7 protein-coding genes are annotated in these 17,447 nt (G+C 69.0%); 2 read left to right on the top strand and 5 right to left on the bottom strand.

What is annotated here, in order from left to right:
• Window positions 1-317 precede the first annotated feature (317 nt).
• Window positions 318-10,238: a LamG-like jellyroll fold domain-containing protein gene (locus FB453_RS06330; RefSeq protein ID WP_145788265.1), complete on the bottom strand. Its 9,921-nt coding sequence runs from the start codon at window positions 10,236-10,238 to the stop codon at window positions 318-320.
• A 667-nt stretch (window positions 10,239-10,905) separates the two neighbouring features.
• Here FB453_RS06330 and FB453_RS06325 point away from each other — a divergent pair.
• Complete coding sequence (locus tag FB453_RS06325; protein ID WP_486480178.1) at window positions 10,906-12,927, top strand: tachylectin-related carbohydrate-binding protein; 2,022 nt, start codon at window positions 10,906-10,908, stop codon at window positions 12,925-12,927.
• Between the two features lie 146 nt (window positions 12,928-13,073).
• A complete protein-coding gene (locus tag FB453_RS34055) occupies window positions 13,074-13,775 on the top strand; it encodes a hypothetical protein (RefSeq protein ID WP_186718090.1) in 702 nt (233 codons plus the stop codon).
• Window positions 13,776-13,799: 24 nt separating this feature from the next.
• On the opposite strand, the gene FB453_RS06315 is transcribed toward FB453_RS34055, so the two are convergent.
• The 4 genes from FB453_RS06315 to FB453_RS06300 form a co-directional block, all read right to left on the bottom strand.
• Window positions 13,800-14,318 carry a 2'-5' RNA ligase family protein gene (locus FB453_RS06315; protein ID WP_145788262.1) on the bottom strand — a complete coding sequence of 173 codons (519 nt, stop codon included), beginning with the start codon at window positions 14,316-14,318 and terminating at the stop codon, window positions 13,800-13,802.
• Between the two features lie 60 nt (window positions 14,319-14,378).
• A complete protein-coding gene (locus tag FB453_RS06310) occupies window positions 14,379-15,578 on the bottom strand; it encodes a low temperature requirement protein A (protein WP_145788260.1) in 1,200 nt (399 codons plus the stop codon).
• Between the two features lie 102 nt (window positions 15,579-15,680).
• The gene (locus tag FB453_RS06305; protein ID WP_112724805.1) at window positions 15,681-16,286 is read right to left on the bottom strand and encodes a response regulator transcription factor; all 606 of its coding nucleotides are present in this window, start codon (window positions 16,284-16,286) and stop codon (window positions 15,681-15,683) included.
• Entirely contained in the window at window positions 16,283-17,437 is a 1,155-nt protein-coding gene (locus FB453_RS06300) for a histidine kinase (RefSeq protein WP_145788258.1), read from the bottom strand. Before FB453_RS06300 ends, FB453_RS06305 begins: the two co-directional genes overlap by 4 nt.
• Window positions 17,438-17,447: the final 10 nt, after the last annotated feature.

Raw genomic sequence — 17,447 nt, 5'->3', positions numbered from 1 at the left:
GCACCGTGTCGACAGGTCTCGAAAATCCAGGTCGATTACACCTGCAGCGCTTCCTCGATCGATTGCCCATATACGTATTCAAGGTGCGTCATAGGGCAACTCCGCCGATGGTAAATATTCCGTCGGACTACCTCCGTCTTCCCAGAAAACCCACAGCCTCTTGCACGTCGGACAATGTAGAACGATTCTCGCCAACCCGAACAGGTCTGCAGCGTCGAGATCCACATTGAATTCACGACGAGACAGCAAGAGTAAGCCGCTATCAGGATCATCGTCCCTGAGAACCGTCCCGCACACGCAAATCATCTTGGACACCGCTACCCGCCTATGAATTCCAAACCACTGATGGGCTGCTTGCCCCAGCTGTTAATCATCCCATTGACTCGCCCTAACGCGTTGCCAAATTCGCTCATAGCAAGCCCTGTGCCTCCGAGGTCAACAACCACGCCGCCGCCGTTCACCTGGGAGTGCTTCTTGGCAACGCTGGTCAGGATGTGTTTGACGGTTTGACTTGTTGGCGAATACACATCCCAAGCAACTCCATCCACCAACAAGTCGCTCGTCATTCCTCCGGACCTTCTGCCAATGGGATCACGAAGAAGAACCTTCGCCCCGCGAGCCGCCATATGCTGGGCCGCTGCAATCTCGGATGCGGATGGATTCGCCGCCGAGACTCGGAGAGACCCCAAAATTGGCCCAGCAATGAACTCCTCGCAGTTGTGCACCAACACGGAGGTGTCGCCTGCCGCGACGAAGTACGTATGAAGCGCGTCGACGGTCAGGTTGTGGACCTGGCGATATTCCGTCCACTTTCGGGTGGCCACGACGGACGCCGGTCGGTGATCCGCCGTCTCGAAGACGTAGCCGTTCGCCAGATCCTTCGCCTCGACCCAACGGTTCTGATCAGCAATCCAGAACGGGTGGCCGGCCGTAGCGGTCAGCTTCTCCGTCCGGTCGCCCTGCTTACCGTCACTGTCGACAGTAATCTCGACAAGGTCCTTGCTGCCCGCGCCGACGATGAGCGCGGTGACCGCGCGTTCCTCGGTGCGCCCAGTGGTCGGGTCGGTTGCCAAAACCTTCTCGCCGACCTGCACCTCGTCGATTCGCTTGGAGCTGCCATCCGCCATCAGCACGCGGGTCTCGCCCGTGAAGCTATTGGGGCACCCTCCAAGAAGCTTCTTGCCGACGTTCTGCATGCCGCTGCCGATCGCCCGGGCCTCGCCGATGCCCGCGTTCAGCGCCTTACTGCCGGCCGACCGGAGCCCGCCGCTCAGCCCGCGGATGCCCGCACCCAGCGCCTGGCCGCCGATGGAGCCGAGCGCACCACCGAGGGCGCCGGTGAGGCCGCCCATGGCGGTGGCTCCGGCGAGGTCCCAGCCGCGCTTGCCGTCCATGTAGCCGGTGACCGCCGAGCCGACCGCGCCGGCGAGCGCCCCGCAGGCCACCGCCCCGACACCAGTCCAGCCGATCGCCGCACCGCAGCCCAGGCCGACGACGGCACCGACGGCGAAGCCGGCGATCTCGGCCGCATGGTCCTCGACGAACTGGGTCGCCTTGTCCCACATCTTCTCGGCGCCCTCGACGAGCGGCGTCAACTTCTGGGCGGCCGCCAGCCAGAGGTTCTGTTTGAACTTCTGTGGATCCTGAATGGCCATTGTGGTGACCGCGACGACGCTCGCCGCCATCTTGAGGCCGGTGGACACCACCTTGCCGAGCGTGATGAGCGGCTTCGTCAGGGCAGGAATCACCGCCAGCTTGGTGAACTTGACAGCTTGTTTGATGGCCGACTTCGCGGCGGCTGTCACCGCGACCTTTGCCTGGTAGACGCGTTGCGCGACCATCTTGGCCTGTTGTTTGGCCCAGTCGGCGGCGCGGGCGACCTGGTTGAGCCCGGACTGGATCTTGTTGCCGACATACCGGACGGCGTTCATCGTCTTCTCGCCGAGCCACTTCGCGCTACTGGAGATCGCTCGGCCGACCGCTTTGATCCCGGACCAGGCGTAGTGAGCGACGGTGGACACGAAGTTCCTGGCGTAGTTGTACGCCATGGACGCGCCACTGACGACGTTGGAGACGGTGTTGCTCACCACGCTCGCGGCACGCTTCATCCAGCGCGGCCAGTGGCCGTCCGGGTCGTCGAAGTCCAGCGGGGCGCCAGCACCGTAGGTGTAGCGGTTGGCCAGGATCGAGTCGCCGGAGGTGTAGTTGACGCTGTCCCGCGAGGTGAACGTGCCGGTGCCGGGCTGATACCAGCGGGCGCCCATGTCGACCTGCCCGGTGTCCGGGTCGGTCCAGTCCCCCTGGAATCCCAGTCGGCCGGTGCTGCCGGTGCTTGTCACCTTCTTGCCGAACGGGTCGTACGCGGTGGAGTCGTTCAGCGTGGACAGTTGGGTGTCGGCCGGGTTGATGGCCGCCACCACGTCACCGTGGGCGTCGGTCAGCGACAGCCGCTTGTTGGCGCCCTGGACGGTGGCGAGCAGCTCGTCGTTCGGGCCCCGGCCGTAGTACTCGTACCCGTCGTGCACCACTTCGTCGCCCAGACCGGCGTAGACGAAGGAGTTGCCGGTGCGAGACGCCACCCGGTCCAGGCCGTCGTAGGTGTAGGTCTGGTCCTGCGCCCCGGTGAGCCGGTCGAAGGCGTCGAACGAGAACTGTTCGGCCATGCCGGAGCTGGTGCGGGTCCGCAGCGTGCCCCGCGGGGTGTAGGAGTAGGTGTAGTCGCCGTCGGAGAGCAGACGGTTGCGTTCGTCGAAGGTCGCGGTCTTGGACCCGGCCCGAACCCGGTTGCCGCTGGCGTCCCAGGCGTACGTGACGGTTCCGGCCGGACTGGTCCAGGAGATCAGCCGGCCGGCCTTGTCGTAGTCGTAGGTGTTGGCGCCGGCGCCGGCGGTGCCGGTGGTGTTCTTGCTGGTGAGGTGGCCGTTCAGGTCGAAGCCGTAGGTGACCGATGCCACCGTCTGGCCACCCGCGTTGCGCAATACGTCGCTGGCGACCCGCCCGTAGTCGTCGTACCCGAAGGTGCGGACACGGCCGGCGCCGTAGTCGACGGTCTTGACGTCACCGGCGGCGTCGTAGCCGAGCTTCTGCTGCTGGCCGGTGATGCTGTCGGTGAGCGTGTCGAGGCGACCCTTGACGTAGCCGAAGCTGGCCGTGCCGGTCAGGTCGGTGCGGCTGGTCACCCGGCCGTCGTCGTTGTAGTCGAAGCTCGCCGTGCCGGACGGGCCGGCGGTGGACAACAGTCCACCCCTGTCGTTCCAGTTGTACGTGTTGCTGCCACCGGGGGCGTTGACGCTGGTCAGCCGGCCGTCCTGGTCGTAGTCCAGGGTTCGGGTCGCGGTCGGGGTGTCACCCCCGGAACCGGTCTCCACTGTCAGCCGGCCGGCTGCGTCGTAGGTCCGCGTGCGGCTCACCCCACCCGGGGCGCTGAGCCGCACAGCGTTGCCGTCGGCGTCGTACGCGACGGTCCAGGTCCGGTCCGCTGCGGTCGGGTGGCTCGCCGTGGACGGCTCGATCGCCGACTCCGGCAGACCCAGCGTGTTGTACGTGTAGATGGTGGAGTTGTTGCGGCCGTCGGTGTAGCGGGTCCGGTTGCCGGCGGCGTCGTACCCGAACGTGGTGGTGATCGGGTCGGCGTCGGTCGGCTCGATCTGCTTGACGAGCTGGTCCGCGGCGTCGTACTCGTAGGTGGTGACGGTGTTGTAGGGGTCCTTCGACGAGGTCATGTTGCCGGCCACGTCGTAGCCGTAGCTCTGGGTGCGCAGGACCGTGCCGTCGGCCTTGAGGTTCATGGTGCTGAACCGGTTGCCGAACTGGTCGTACCCGACCCGGGTGGTGCGGCCGAGCCCGTCGGAGACCCGGACCTGGCGGCCCGCGAAGTCGTACCCGAAGATCATGGCCTCGCCGGTCGGCGCGGTGCTGCGGGTGATGTCGCCGGCCCCGTTGAAGGTGTTGACAGTCGTCGCCCCGGTCGGGGACGACGACGAGGTCAGGTTGCCCGCGTCGTCGTAGGCGAGCTTGCTGACCAGGTTGCGGGTGGTCGGCCGGCGCTCGACGACGGTCTGGGTGACCTGCCGGTCGAGATCGTCGTAGGTCGACTCCACCCGGGCGCCGGTCGGGCCGGTGATCGACAGGACCTCACCGGTGCGGGTGTAGGTGTAGCGGGTGAGCGCCCGGTCGTCGTTGGTCTTCGACGGTTCGTCCCGCACGGTCAACCGGTTGAGCTGGTCGTACGTGTAGTTGGTGGTGCCGGCCGGGTCGGTCTCCTCCAGCACGTTGCCCAGGGCGTCGTAGCGGCGCTTGTGCTCAGGGGTGACCGGCTGGGTCGCCCCGGGCGCCTGGTACGTCGGCGCGAGGCTGCGCACCACCCGGCCCAGCTTGTCGTACTCCGAGGTGGAGACCCGTCCGAGCGGGTCCTTGACCGCGACCTGCTCGCCGAAGGTGTTGTAGCCCACCGAGCTGCTCGGGTTGGTGGAGACGGCAGCGTTGCCGTCGCTCTCGGCAAGGACGGTCGGGCCGCTCTGCCCGATCTGACGGCCGAGTTCGTCGTAGCGGAAGGTGTCGGTGTACTTCGCCTTGTCGGCGCCGCTCACATTGCCACGCGGGTCGGTGACCGAGGTGCGCAGGCCGCGCCTGTCGTACGTGTAGCTGGTCACTCGGGTGCTGCTGCCGGCGGTGACCTTCTCGGTGAGCACGTTGCCGGCGTCGTCGTAGGTGTAGTCGACGACCTCGGAGGTGGCCAGCACCTCCCAGTTCAGGTTCGACGGGTTGCCGGTCCGGACGGTCTGCTTGACGTTGCCGTTGTAGTCGTAGGTGAAGGTGTTGGTCCGGCGCACCCCCGTCGGGTCCAGCACGGTGCTCGCCACCTTGCCGGCCTTGTCCGGCATGTGGTCGGTGATCTGGGTGCCGTTGGCCCCGACCTTGCGGGTGACGTTGCCGGCCCCGTCGTAGGTGTTCTGCTCCACGACGTAGTCCCGCTTGGAGCCGTCCGGGTTGCGGAAGTCCTTGAGGGTGATCTTCTCCAACAGGTCGTCGCGGTAGTACTTGTACTCCAGTCGCCGTCCCATGGCGTCGGTGTCGCTGGCCAGCCGCCCGGCGAAGTCGTACGAGTAGGAGTGCAGGACCAGGTAGTCGCCGGTGCCGGCGCCGGGGGTGCCGGCCGGGTCGCTGCGCCAGTCCCGCAGCCGCACCTCGGCCACCTTGTTCTGGGCGGTGTACGCCCAGTCGTAGCGGTTGCCGTTGGCGTCGGTCATGGTCGTCTTGTTGCCGAACCTGTCGTACCCGTAGCTGGTTTCGTTGCCCTCCGGGTCGACGACCCGGACCGGCCGTCCCTCGTCGTCGTACTCGGTGCTGGTGACCCGCTCGGGGTCACCGCCGAGCAGGTCGGAGACGGTGACCTTGGTGGGGTTGCCGTCGGCGTCGTACTCGTTGACGGTCCGGCTCTGGTGCTGCTTGCCGGTGACGGCGTCGGTGGTGACCGGGCCGGTGACAGTGGCGACCCGTGAGTGCCCGTCGTAGGTGATCGTGGTGGTGACGCCCGCGGGATAGGTGTCGGAGATTTCCTTCTCGGTGATCCGTCGGCCGAGCGCGTCGTAGGTGTACTCGGTCACCAGCCCGGACGGCTCGGTCACCTTGTACAGGTCACCGTTGGCGTAGTACGCGTAGGTGGTGGGCTTGCTCTGCCCGTTGGTGATGCTGCTGGCCAGCAACCCGGACGGGGGAATGCCGTTGACACCGGCCTCGCCGCCGCTGGTGTAGGTGTGGGTGACCTTGCTGAGGTCCGGGTTGGTCTGGGTGAGGGGCTGTCCGGTGCGCTCTCGGTACGTGAAGGTGGTCAGGAACCCGTTGTCGGTCGGGCCGCTGGAGCGGCCGTCGCGCTGCTCCACCGCCAGGTCGATGCGCGGGTCGAACGGATCGGTGATGGAGGCCGGGTACGTGTAGTAGTTCGTGAAGCACTGGGTGGACGTACGGCAGCTCTTGCGGGTGGCGAGACGACCCCTGCTGTCGTACGTCATCTCCACCGTGTCACCGTTCTCATTGGTGACCTTGCTCTGCTGACCGTCCTCGTTGTAGGAGAACGAGCGGATGGCCATGCCGTCCAACGGGTGCCGCACGAAGATCGGCCCACCGGCGTCGCCGGGGATCACCGTGCAGAAGGCCGGGTCATTCGGGTCGGGCTGGGTGCAGACCTCGGTGGGCGGTGGGTTCGGCGGCGGGCTGGTCTGCCCGGGTCGGTCCTCCTCGCGGGTCTCCAGTCCAAGCGGGGTGCCGGAGCGCAACAGTCGACCGGCGAGCGCGTCGTACTCGTACAGGTAGGGGCGGTTGGCCGGGTCGAGGACCTGGACGCTGCGCCGCAGGTCGGTGTCGCCGCCGTAGACGGTCGGCTGGCCCACCTTCCAGGTGCCGCCGTTGTCGTCGGTGTACTCCTTGACCCGGTCGGTGGCCGTGTCGTACTCGACCTCGGTGGCGACCCGGCCGCTGGGCAGGGTGACCCGGGTCAGCTGCTGGGCGGCCGGCTTCGCGTACTGGAAGTGCGCCTTGGCCGTGTCCGGGCCGATCGGGCGCGAGTAGACGGCGACCTCGTCGATCGTGCCGGCGAAGTAACGCTGGGCGGTGCCGCCCCAGGCCGGCCAGGAATTGGGCGTGGTCGCCGAGGCGAGGCCGACCTGGTTGAAGGTCAGCAGCGAGTGCTCGATCGGTTGCCCGGTCAGGTCACCGACCTTGACCCCGTCGAGGTACATGGTCTGGGTGTTGGCCATCGCGGAGAGCACCACGTGGTGCCACTTGTTGTCATTGACCGTGATGCCCGAGGTGATCGGTGCGATCGTGCCGGTGGCGAACTGGCCGCGCAGCTTGCCGTCGGTGCCGGTGTAGAGCAGCGGGACGCCGCTGGTGGCGGCGGTGCCGACGGCCTTGTCCTGGTAGCCGATGAGCGGGCCGCCGGTCTGGGTCAGGCCGATCTTGAACCACAGCTCGACGGAGACGTCGCGGCTCTTCTTGACCAGACCCTTGGGCAGTTCGAGATAGGCCGAGGTGCCGTTGAAGGCGGCGGCGGTGCCGTTGGTGCCCTCCAGCACGCCGGGCTGACCCAACGTGACGTTGTTGCGGTACGTGCCGGCGTCCTTGCCCAGGTTGATCGCCACGTCGCTGGCCGCACCGGTGCCCTCGGCCTCGCCGAGGTGGTAGTACGAGTCGGGCTTGGCGTCGAGAACGGCGGTGCGGTAGTGCGAACCGGCCGCGTAGGCGTAGTTGGTGCAGGCGGACTCCGGGCCGCAGACCTTGGTCAGCAGGTCACCGTTGTAGGTGTAGTTCCAGGTCAGCTTCGCGCCGTTGACCTGGTCGGTGCTGACCGTGGCGATGCGGTTGCCGTTCCACGTGAAGGTCAGCGAACGGCCGGCCGTGTTGGTCTGGCTGTTGGAGACCTGGGCGCGGGCTAGCTTGCCGGTCATCGGGTCGAGGGTCAGGTTGACCGAGTGCCCGGAGTTGTCGGTGATCTTCTGGAGTTTGTAGAGCAGGGAGAACTGGTAGGTGCTGCCGGTGCGGTCGACAAGTTTCCAGCTGCTGCTGTCGACGCTGAGCTTCGCGACCCGGCCCGGCGGCGGTGCGTACGTGCCGTCCGGGTTCTTTCCGAACCGCACCTCCTGACCGTCCGGGTAGCGGACCACCACGTTGCCGGAGCCGTCGTTGTCGGGAACCAGCGTCATGTCGTACCGGCTGGACCAGCCGGCGCCGAAGACGCCGGTCGTGCGGGGGTCGAGGCTGTTGTAGGTGCGGACCAGGTTCAGCTCCGGCCCGACGGTCACCACTGTGGCGTCCACAGCGGAGGTGGCGAAGTTGCCGGTCTGGGCGTCGAACTCGCGGCCCTGCTCGGCGTTGGGCGAGGTGGCGATCCGGGACAGCAGGTCCGGTTGTGGCACCGAGCTGAGCATGGTCGAGTACGGCGAGATGACCTCGTTGGCGCTGTCCTTGACGAAGGAGCGCCACAGGTAGCTCTTGCCCCAGACCATCCGGCCGGCGGGCACCACCCAGGACTGCTTGGCCTGGTAGCCGGAGTTGGTGCAGTTGGTCGCCGCACCGGCGTCGGTGCGGTCGCAGATCTCGAACTTGAACGACAAAGTGGCGCCGGGTGCGGCGTCGGTGTCCACGGCCCGGGCCCAGAGCAACGGGGTGAGCGTGGGGGCCTGGTAGCCGTTTTCCGGGTAGAGCTCCTGCACCACCGGCGGAACGTCGAACACCTGGAGCACGATCCGACCGGGTGGCACCTGGTGGTCGGTGAAGACCGCGCCGCCGGTACGCACCATGGTGAAGTCGAGGAAGTAGGAGCCGGGCTCCAACCGCTTGACGGTCGCGTCGAGGGTCACTTTCGCGCCACGGGCCAGGGTGGTGGGCAGACTGGCCGCCCGCTGCTGGGTCACCGCCGCGCCGGTCTGCGCGTTGTAGACCCGGTAGGCGAGGTAGTAGTTGGCCGGCGTCCACGCCTCGGCGCCGAGGTTGGTGACTGTCACCTTCACCTTGCCGTCCTGGTTACGCAGGACGGCCGGCTCCGGGGTGGGCTTCGGGATCGCGTACCCGGCGTTGTACGGGCTGTGCGTGACGTAGAGCGCCGGCGGGTTGGCCGTGCCGGTGCCGGCGAACTTCTTCCACGCCAAGGTGTCGGTGGTCGACGCGCGCAGCGAGAGACCGTTGTTGGCCTGCTGGCCGTTGACCCAGCGCTGCACCAGGTTGCGGCCGCCGACACCGAGGTCGAACATCTCCCCGGCCGCCGGGCACGCGGATTTCGACTGGCCGAGAGCGATGTACCCGTGGGCGAACGAGCGGCTGACCAGCGCGCCACCCACTGACGGCCCCGGGTACGAGTAGCCGGCGCCGGCCGACCACGACCCGGTAACCGGGTGGACGGTGACCGCGCGCGCCTTGCAGGAGCCCGCGTCGAAGTTGACCGCGGAGAGCGCCGCACCGTGGATGGTGTGGTTCTGGAGTCGGCTGACCAGGTTGCCGAACTTGAGGTAGGCCGCCGCGTTGTCATTGGCGGAGCGACCGACGAGCAACTCGTCCTTACCCTCGATGGAGCGATCCCCGTGCACGTACATGCTGCTGTCGGCGTTGATCGCAGCGACCGGCGGGCCGACGGTCGGGTCGACCTCGACCGGGTAGCGCCGGGCCGGGTCGGTCAGCCAGGCCCGGTCGGGGGTCACCTTCAGCGCGGTCTGCCCACCCGTGGTGACCAGCTCGTACGCGACCTTGGTGGAGGTGGCGGGACCGGCCGTGTCGGAGTCTGCGTCCACCATGTAACCCGCCGGGATGACCCCGCGCTGGCGCCCGTCCCGGTCACTGAGGACGACCTGACCGTCGACCAGCTTCGCGGTGAGGTTGCGCAGATTCAGCGGGAACACGTACGACGTGGGCGCCTTGGCCGAGTGCAGGACCAGGGTTTCCTTCACGCCACCGGCCCGGGGCTCCAGGCGCAGGTCGACGTCGGGGCGTACGCCCGGGTAGGTGACGGCGTTGCCGTCCACCCGGCCCGGCGCGTTGGACGCCTCGGCCAGGCCGAACCCGAACTCGGTGTCAGCGTCGAAGCTCAGCCGGGCCAACTGACTCGCTGCGCCGTTGCCGGCGAGGTGCAGACCGACCGAGTCGGCGGCGGTCCCCCACCCGTCGGCGGCCGCCACCAGAGTGTGGTCGATGGGTGCCCAGGTGCCGTCCGGCTTGCGGTAGTTGACCGGGGCGGAGGAGAACTCGGTGGTCTGGGTGCCGTCGGCGTTGTCGAACACGCGCTGGTTGACGTCGCGCTCGGCCGGCCGTTCCCGGCTGGTCCGCTTGTCGAAGCCGCGGGTGTCGTCGACGGGTGCGGTCGCGACGGACGCCCTGTTGCGCCCCGGGGCGGGCTTGTCGGCGAGCTTGTGCAGCGGGTACTGCCCGCGCTGAGACTTCGGCAGGTCACGGTTGGGTCGTCCGGGCGTCACGTGTGCCTTGCCCGCCGCCGAGCCCCATGCCTGGTTCGGCTTCGCGCCGCCGCCACCCCGACTGGTGGAGCCGACACCGTCGCGGTCCCGGGCACCGCCCGCCGGCAGCGCGGTCACTCCACTGCCACCCAGGTTGAGCATCAGCACACCGGCCAGGGCGGCCGCCAGGACCGACCGGGTGGCGCCGGAGCCGAACACCGAGCGTTGCCGGGGTAACCGACCACGCAGATCGGTCAGCCGACCGCGCGGGTCGGGCAGACGCCGAATGCTGAAGGACATGGTCACCCCTGAGGAGAGGACGGGCTGAGAGGCGGAGAGAGGCGAGCGAGGGCCGCAGGACCTGCGAAGGCCCCACAAGCCGGGTGTGTGGTCGCCGTTACCTCTGCACGGGCACGGCGTTACGGCGTCGACCCATCGGTCGACGGAAATTCAGGAGATGCGAAGAGGCGACTCGGGTGGACGGAATTCACGCCGGAGCGGATCGCCCAACAGAACCAATATTGCCTCGGCACGGCAGAATGCCGCCAGGTCAGCGGTCACAGCTTCACACCCCCGTGTGCTGCTACTCATCGATATGCCGCTGTAGGTTGCAGCACGCTCGATCGGCTGTCAAGCCACAGTGGCGGCGGGCTTCGTCATCTGCGATACGACCTGGGACGATTACTTTCCGTCAAGAGTTCGGGCATTTGAAGGCTTAAGTCCGTTTGCTACTTCCTCGGATCCGCCCCCGGCCGTCCATCGTGGATGCTCCCGGAGCCCACGAGCCGGACCGAGCTTCGGCGCTTGGCAGGCGACCCACTGTCGTGCATGATGGGCCGCGACCGTGGCGGATGAATCAGACGCCGAGCACCGTAAGTTCATCGTGAATTTGCTGAGATTGCACGGCGAGTAATTCACTACGGTCGTTTTATTATTCTCGGGGGAGGATGACACAAACGTGTCCCAGTTGACCAAAGAATCCACACCACTGACGTCTTCTCGGCGTCGATCGCTGGCGTTGACCGCCGCAGCGCTCATCGGCGCCGCCGGCCTCGTCGCACCGCTGCCGGCGTCTCCCGCACAGGCGGCGAGCGACGCCTTCAGCTGCACCGGAGCGGCGGCGTTCTTCAACTCGACAACGACCGGCACGCTCGTCCGCCGCCAGTACAGCACCCCGGGCCGGGACGGCGGCGTCTTCACCGCCGCCACCACCGTCGGGCCTGCCGGCTGGCAGACGTTCGGCCGCCTGCTGGGTGGGCCGGACGGTCGGGTCTACGGCATCAACTCGACCGGGCTCAACCGCTACCGATGGACGGGCAGCGGCTGGGAGCCCGTCGACGGCAAGCAGAGCTGGATCATCAGTACGAGCTTTACGAACTACGCGACAGCCGCCTACCGCAACAAGATCACTGTGGACCAGATCGGCGACTTCTACGCCGTCGACGCCCAGGGCAAACTGCGCTGGTACCGGTTCGACGAGTCGACGCGGAAATGGACCATCGACGCGCGCGTCATCGACACCGGATGGGACCGGTACAACCTGATCGTGGCCGGGGCCCCCGGCACCCTCTACGGCCGGACGTCCGACGGCAAGCTCTACCGACACCGGTTCGACCCGGCGAGTCAGCGGTGGATTCTCCGTGACAGCCTGGTTGGTCCGAGTGGCTGGCAGACATTCACCAAGGGGATCTTCTCCGCCGGCGGCGATACGCTCTTCGGCATCGACAGCGCCGGCAATCTGCTCCAGTACCGCTTCCGCGAGGACAACGGGTCCTGGTCGCTGGCCGGTGACAAGATCGGCACCGGCTGGGAGGGCTTCCCGAACGTCTTCACCACCACCAACACCTGCCGGCAGGGGGCGATCACCAGCCCCGCGCTGCCCGCCACCCCGGCGCGGCAGAACGCCCCGCTGGCAGTCGTGCAGGCCCCGCCCGCCGGCACCGCGCTCGGCAGTCTGGAGATCGCCTACACCGACACCATCGGTCAACTGCGGCACGGACGCGCGAACCCGGACTCACTGTTTTCGGTCCAGTGGTCACCGGTGCCCGGCACCGAGGCGTACACCGGCAAGCCGTCGCTGGTCTCGGACGCCCAGAGCCGGGTCACCATCGTTGCCCACGAGACCACCAGCAACGTGGGTTCGTTGACCCAGAAGACGCCGGCCATGCCGGACTGGAACCCGTGGCTCGCCCTCGGTGGGGCGATGCGCTCGGAGCCGACGGCCGTCCGGCTCTCCGACGACACCCGCGCGGTCTTCGCGCTGGACGCCGAGGGTGCACTGTGGCACCGCCGGCAGGACGGCACGGCCGGGGATCTGCTTCCGTGGACGCCGCTCGGTGGCACCGGCCTGACCGGTACGCCGGTCGCCGTGCCGGGCGCGGACGGCACGGCCGCACTCCTGGTGGCCAACGCGGCCGGCACCCTGCAGACGGCCACGTACAAGGGTGGCGCGCTGACCTCCGCTTGGACGGGGCTGGGTGGCACGGGCTTCGTGGACACGCCGAGCGTGGTGACACTGCCCGGCCGTCGCCTGATGGTGTTCGCCCGGCACACCGACGGAGTGGTGAAGAGCCAGTTGCAGAACCTCGACGGCACCTGGCCCGGCACCTGGAACGCGGTGGGAGACAGCGGTATCACGCCGGCCGGCTCCCCTACCGCGGTCCTGAGCCCCAACACCGGCCGCGTCTCGGTGTTCACCCGGACGGCCGACGACACCATCCAGCACAGCCGACAGACCGCCGCGGGCTCCACCGCCTGGGGCAACTGGGCGACCGCGACCATTCCGGACGAGACCTATCCGACCGACCCCACGGCATTCGTCTTCCAGAACTCCAGTGGAATCCGACTCGGGTTCGTGAGTCGGACCGCCAACGGTTCGGTTCGGCTCTACGACACGGACGAGTCGGCTGCCTCGCTCGCCACTCGGGCCGCCCCAGCCGCGGGCATCTCGTTCACCAGGCAGGAGATTCCGCAGCCGCGCGACAACTGACCAGGATCGAGCCGGCGGCCGTCGGGGCGACACGCCCCGGCGGCCGCCTCAGCTTGCCCACTGCACCTACTCTGAAGGGGCCGCGACGCCACTTCGGCAAGTCGGGGCCTTAGCGCCCGCACCGCCGGGCGGATAGAAGTAACCGGATGATCTGGACGAAGTTCAGAAGCGACCGCACCCCTCGCCGACTCCGCGCCGTGTCCGACCTGCGGTTTCCTGCCAGCGGACGTCAACACCTACGAAATCGGTATCCCCATCTCAGCGACGACGACCTCGTTCTCGTCGAGACCGCGACCCGGCAGTGGTTCCGGATCATCGCCCGCCAGCCCAGCGCGAAGCTGTCCATGCCCTCGGTGGTCGTGGACGACCTGTGGCAGGAGCTGACCCTCCATGCGCGGGACTACGCCACCTTCTGCGACGCCGCGTTCGGGCGCTCTACGCACCACCGACCGACGTCGGCGAGCGGCGACACGACCGACTCCAATCGCGGGCCTCTCCTGCTCGCCACGCTGGGCCACGGCCGGCGGGACGAGGGGTGCGGCCCAACCGGGCTTCCCCTGTTGTTCCGGGTGGACCAGGAACTGCACATTCACGATGGCAACCGCTACCTGGCCGACTGCGGAGGCCGTGGTGAATGCTTCCCGGTCTCCGGCCGGGTCTGCCTGCAACACCTCGCCGGGCCGGGCAAGCGGCCCAAACCACCCGGCATTCGAGGCGACCTGCCCTTCCTCGACGGCCGCCACGGCTACGCCGGCGGTGCGGGTGGCGGTGGCGGCGGCGATCTCAGCGGCGGGGTCGATGGCGGAGGCGGCGACGGCGGTGGCGGTGGCGGTGGGGGCAGCAACTGAGGTTGCGGAACACGCGTGACCACCTCAGCCGCGGCCGGTCAGCGGGGTCACCGAGCGGTCCGTGCCGTCGTAGCTGCGGGCGGCGTCGAAGTCGCCCGTCGGGCGCTGTCCACCAGCGACGGCACGGGCCAACCGCAGGTCCGCGTTGCGGAACCGCAGGGCCAGGCTCAGGTGCGGCACCCACACCTCGGGCGCATGCCACGGGCGGTGTCCGTCGGCCTCGGCGAGAACGTCCCAGACGGCGGCGTGCAGCGCGGTCAGCGCCGGAGTGGGTCGGACGAGCCAGACCAGTGGGGCGCTGCCGTCGAGGACGACGACCCGGTCGAGCGTCACCGGCACCGGGAGCGCGGCGTCGAACAGGTCGGTCAGGCGGTGCTCGACCCCCGGCGCAAACTCGTCGACGGCGGCGAGAGTGAGGTGCGGCCGGTTGGTCGGGTGGATGTTGCGGGCCAGGCTGGGCAACCCGGCGGCGGCCAGCCGGCCCCAGACCGCCCGGACGGCGACCTCCAGGCCGGGCGAGCAGACCAGTTCAACGGTACGCACGCGCCCACGCTAGCCGGACGGCCCACGCCACCCTCACGGATCGGAACCGAGCCACACCCTTCAGGCCGGGTGGCGGCGGTGAGCGCCCTCGGCCGACGCCGGGTTGACCTCACCCGCGATCCGGGCGCGGTGGGTCAGGTCGAAGATGGCGACGACGGTGATGGTGGCCGCGCCCAGCAGGCCCACCGCCAGCGGCGGGAGTCGCGCCGCGACCGGACTGAGGATCAGGCACGCCACCACGGCCGCGAGGCAGTGCCTCGTCAGGCGGCCGAACACCCAGATCTCGAAGATCATCCGCCCGATGAGGAAGGTCAGCGGCCCGACCAGGATCGCCACGACGTTGCCGGCCGACCGCTGCGCGTCGGGCTCCTTCAGCATCAGTTCGCCTCCGATGCCGGTGAGCAGGATGCCCGCCACCATCACCAGGTGGGTGTAGCTCGCCCGCAGGTTGAGCCGGTACGGGTCCACCGCGGTGTCGATCTTCACGGCGAGGCTGCTCGTGGTGCGATAGAAGTAGGTCCACCAGAGGAAGACCACGGTCCAGAAGGTGAGCAGAAATGCTGTGGTGTCCGCCAGGTCCCGCGTCGACAGCCGGTAGAAGTTGCCGGTGGCCAGAATCGTCTCGCCGAGGGCCAGGATGATGAACTGCCGGTACCGCTCGTTGAGGTGTTCGCCCGAGAGGTGCCACTCGTTGGCCCGCGCCCGGCCGAGCCACGGCACCGGCCATCCCAGGACCGGCCCCGAGTAGTCGATCGCCAGCGCGCATGCCCACAGCAGGACTCGGGCTTCGCCGCCGCTGGCCGCCGCCCCGGCGAACCAGACCGTCGCGGACAGCAGATACCAGACGATTCCCCGTACCGGCCGACGCCAGGCCGGGGTGCCGCGCAGGTAGAGGGCCATGACCAGGGTCCGGCCGAGGTGGATCCCGAGGTACGCGCTCACGAAGACAAAGCCCTGGTCACCGAACGCGTCCGGAACGTTGATGGACATCAGCAGACTGCCGAGCATCACGCAGATGATCAGGATCTGCACTGTGGGTCGTTCGCAGTCGAGGCTGTCGGTGGCCAGATTGGTGTTGTACCAGATCCACCAGAAGGCCAGCAGGAAGATCACGGCCTGCGCGTCGGCGAGCAGGCTGGGCTCCTCGACCAGAGTCGCCGACAAGCGACCGAGGGTGAAGATGAAGACGAGGTCGAAGAACAGCTCGACGGCACTGGACCGCACCGGGTCGATCGGGCCCGCCGCGACTTTCCTGGGCATTTGTCCATCTTCGCAGCCGGCTGGGAGGCGAGGCCTCGACTGCCCTTCTTGATCAGCGTCCGTCCACTCACGCTTCGGGTCGTCAGCGAGGCGCGCCGACGGTCAGAGCCAGCCGTTGTCCCGGGCGGTGCGCACCGCCTCGGCCCGATCGGCGGCACCGAGCTTCTGCACGGCGGCGGAGAGGTGGTTGCGCACGGTTCCGGTGGACAGGTGCACCCGGCGGGCGATCACCGCGACCGGGGCACCGACCTCCACCAGACGTAGCGTCTCCAGTTCCCGAGGGGTCAGCGGGCACGGGGGCAGGGTCAACGCGTCGGCGGCCAGCGACGGGTCGACGTAGCGCCCTCCGGCGTGCACCCGGCGGATCACGTCGGCGAGCGCCCCACCCGGCGAGCCCTTGGGCAGGAACCCCCGGGCGCCGGCGGTCAGCGCCTGGCGCAGGTGCCCGGGACGACCGTGGCCGGTCAGCACGACCACCGCGCAGTCGGGTCGGACCCGGGTCAGCTCGGCGGCTACCGCGATGCCGTCCAGGCCGGGCATCTCCAGGTCCACCACGGCCACGTCCGGGCGGTGTGCCAGCGCCGCGGTGACGGCTGCCTTCCCGTCGGCGGCGTGTGCCACCACCTCGATGTCCGGTTCCAGGGCGAGCAGCGCGGCGACGGCTACCCGGATCAGGTCCTCGTCGTCGGCGAGCAGGACGCGGATCACGACGGCGCCGGCACTGTGGCTTCGAGGGTGAAGATCGCGTCCTCCCGGCGTACCCGCAACTCGCCCCCGGCAGCGGCGAGCCGGTCGGCCAGCCCGCGCAGGCCGTGGCTGTGCGCGTCCGGGCCGTGGTCGTCGGCGCCGTCGTTGGCCACCGTCATCCTGGCCACGTCATCCTCCCGATCAATGCGGATCCGGCACCAGTCGGCCCGGCTGTGCCGCAGCACGTTGGTGCTCGCCTCGCGCAGCACCGCCGCCAGCTCGATGGCGGCGGACTGCGGCAGGTCCGCCGGCAGCGGCAGAACCGTGCACCGCACCCCGCAGGAGCGCAGCACCCCCACCACCGCGGTGAGCTGTTCGTCGAGGTCGACGGCCCGATAGCCGTGCACGGTCTCCCGTACCTCGCTCAGCGCGGAGGCGGCCAGGCGTTGCACCTCGGCGGCCTCCCTCCCGGCCCGTTCCGGGTCGACCGGGGCCAGCCGGGCGGCGAGTTCGGCCTTCAACGCGATCACCGTGAGGCGGTGCCCCAGGACATCGTGCACGTCGCGGGCGAAGCGCAGCCGCTCCTCGGCGGCGGCCAGCCGCGCCTGGGCGGCCTGGCCCTGCCGGGCTTCCACGAGCAGGTCCCAGAACCAGACCTGGAACCCGTTGACGGCGGCCACTGCCGCGCCGATCCCACCGGTCACGGCGAGGTGGCGCGGAACGGAACCGCCGGTCCACCAGGCCACCGCGACCGCCACCGCCAGGACGCCGACCGCGACCGCCAGCCCGGCCCGCCACCGCACCAGCAGCGGCGTCATGCCGATCAGCGCCGCACCGAGCCAGGCCCAGGTCGGCCACCTGCCGGCCGCCACCGGACCCACCAGCGGAACGGTCAGCACCGCCACCCCGACCAGACTCAGCTCGGCCCGACGCCGCCAGCGCGGCTCGAGCCACGGCGTGACGGCCGCGTACAGCACGACGGTCTGGGCGATCACGAAGGCGAGGATGCCGACCGCGCCGAGTGTCACCCGGCCCGGGTCGGGCTCGCGGGTCAGGCCGACCGCTGGTAGCAGGACGCTCGCCCAGACGCCGGTGGCCAGCGACACCAGCGTCGCCCGCCGGGCGCCACGCAGCCGGCGGTCCGCCCGGGGAGTCACCGCCTCGCTCGCCACGCACCGATCC

It is taken from the genome of Micromonospora sp. CNZ322, assembly GCF_007827755.1.
Note: the sequence above shows the minus strand (reverse complement) of the source record. Positions and strands in the feature narration are given on the sequence as shown.

What these genes read in the sequence shown, in the direction of transcription:
- FB453_RS06310 (WP_145788260.1), bottom strand. Translation starts at nt 15,578, where the DNA reads ATGCCCAGGAAAGTCGCGGCGGGCCCGATCGACCCGGTGCGGTCCAGT.
- FB453_RS06330 (WP_145788265.1), bottom strand. Translation starts at nt 10,238, where the DNA reads ATGTCCTTCAGCATTCGGCGTCTGCCCGACCCGCGCGGTCGGCTGACC.
- FB453_RS34055 (WP_186718090.1), top strand. Translation starts at nt 13,074, where the DNA reads ATGATCTGGACGAAGTTCAGAAGCGACCGCACCCCTCGCCGACTCCGC.